Here is a 2052-nt window from a genome sequence, read left to right as displayed (position 1 = left end):
GGAGCTGGAACGCGCCGCCGACGCCGCGCTGGCCGGCCGCACGGCCGTCGTCGTGGCGCACCGGCTCAGCCAGGTCGCCGACGCCGACCTCGTGCTGGTGCTCGAGGGCGGGCGGACCGCGGAGACCGGCACGCACGCCGAGCTGGTCGCCTCCGGCGGCCGCTTCGCCCAGCTGTGGCAGGCCTGGACGGGTCTGCGCGGTGAGTCCGTCCGGCGTACCGGCGACTGAGGTAAGGATCTCTTGACCTGGCCTGGGACTTAGGTAAGCCTCAACTGCCACATCGGATCACCGGGCAACGACGGCCCCGTCGTCCCGGGTCGAGAGAACAGGAACGTCATGCCTCACGCCTCACCGTCCAGGGGACGGTTCCGTCCACTGCTCGTCGCCCTGCTCGGTGTCCTCGTCCTCGCCGGGTGCTCGTCGGCGCCGTCGGGCGGCGGCGCCGAGGCCCCCGCGGCCCCGGCCGCGTCCGGCACCTTCCCGGTGACCGTCGAGCACAAGTACGGCTCCACCGAGATCACCGCCGAGCCCGAGCGGGTCGTGACCCTGGGCTACACCGACCCGGACGCGCTGCTCGCCGTCGGGATCGCGCCGGTCGGCATCGTCGACTGGTTCACCCAGCCCCCGGCCGGTAACACGTGGCTGTGGCAGGAGCAGGGCTTCGCCGGGCAGACCCCCGAGGTCGTCGGCGTCCGCGAGGAGTACCAGCTGGAGAAGATCGCGGCGCTCCAGCCGGACCTGATCATCGCGTCGTACTCGGGCATGACCCAGGAGCAGTACGACCAGGTCTCCCGGATCGCGCCGACGGTCGCGCAGCCGAAGGGCTTCGAGGACTACACCGCGTCCTGGCAGGTCATGACCCGGGAGATCACCAGGGCCGTCGGCCGTGAGCAGCAGGGCGACGAACTGATCGCCGCGACCGAGAAGAAGATCGCCGACGCCAAGGCCGCGCACCCCGACTGGGCGCAGCAGACCGCCGTCGCGGTCTCCTACGACACCCCGAACTACTTCGCGTTCGCCGGTGGCGACATCAAGGCCGACCTGCTCGCCCAGCTCGGCTTCCGCGCCCCCGAGGCGATCACCCGGGCCGCGGCCGGGACGAGCGAGGCGCAGCTGAGCCCGGAGCAGGCCGGCGAGTTCGACGTCGACAAGCTGCTCGTGCTCGCCCCGACCGAGGCCGCGAAGGCCGAGATCCAGGCGCGTCCGGAGTTCAGCAGGCTCGACGCCGTCCAGCAGGGCCGGGTGCTGTGGATGCTCAGCTCCGACCGCACCGAGCCGCTGCCCGCCGCGCTGAGCTACGGCAGCGTGCTCAGCCTGCCGTACGCGATCGACAAGCTGGTGCCGGAGCTCGAGGCGCTCCCCGCCACCCAGGGCTGACCACGGGGCGCACCCCGCGCACACGAGAGGGGGCCGGTCGCACCGCGACCGGCCCCCTCCGTCGTGCTCAGCCCTGCCCGGTCACCTCGCGCAGCGCCGCACCCCACCGCCGGCCGAGGTCGGCGACGACGGCGTCGTCGAACACCGCCACCGGGTGGATCAGGTCGGCGTGCACCCGGGGTCCGTCCACGCCGTCGACGGTGCGGGCGATCACGGTCAGCGGGAACCGCTGACGCATGTCCGGCTCGACGGCGACGTCGAGGACGTCGTCCTCGTCGGCGAAGCCCCAGTCGCGCGGGGCGCGCCGGTCGAACCGGCCCAGGTAGTTGAACTCGATCTCGGGCAGCGGAAGCGGCGCGAGCTCCGCGGCGGTGTCGGGGTTCAGGTGGCGCAGCAGGCCGAATCCGATGCCGTGGTCGGGCTCGCCGTCGAGGTCGGCGACCAGCCGGTCGCGCACCTGCCCGGCGGGTCCGCGCGGGTCGACCGCGACCGGCCGGATCGCGGTGAACCAGCCGACGGTGCGGGACAGGTCCGGTCGCGCCGCGACGGCCTCCTCCTCCCGGCCGTGTCCCTCCATCGCGAGCGGCACGACCCCCTCGGCGGGGGCGCCGTGGTGGCGCGCGAGGCCGGCGACGGCGATCCCGAGCCCGGCGGCCAGTGCCCGGTCCGCACCG

Annotated in this window: 2 protein-coding genes and 1 pseudogene; 2 read left to right on the top strand and 1 reads right to left on the bottom strand. The window is 73.9% G+C overall.

Annotation, left to right across the window (positions count from 1 at the left end):
* Positions 1-229: pseudogene (locus GTW08_RS03815) on the top strand (ABC transporter ATP-binding protein); the annotation flags it as partial.
* Positions 230-337: 108 nt separating this feature from the next.
* Complete coding sequence (locus tag GTW08_RS03810) at positions 338-1378, top strand: iron-siderophore ABC transporter substrate-binding protein (RefSeq protein ID WP_073574557.1); 1041 nt, start codon at positions 338-340, stop codon at positions 1376-1378.
* A gap of 67 nt (positions 1379-1445) precedes the next feature.
* Here GTW08_RS03810 and GTW08_RS03805 read toward each other — a convergent pair.
* On the bottom strand, positions 1446-2052 hold a 607-nt coding region (locus tag GTW08_RS03805), incomplete at its 5' end, for a condensation domain-containing protein (RefSeq protein ID WP_275938965.1).

It is taken from the genome of Pseudonocardia sp. SID8383 (genome assembly GCF_009864975.1).
Taxonomy (GTDB): domain Bacteria; phylum Actinomycetota; class Actinomycetes; order Mycobacteriales; family Pseudonocardiaceae; genus Pseudonocardia; species Pseudonocardia alni.
Note: the sequence above shows the minus strand (reverse complement) of the source record. Positions and strands in the feature narration are given on the sequence as shown.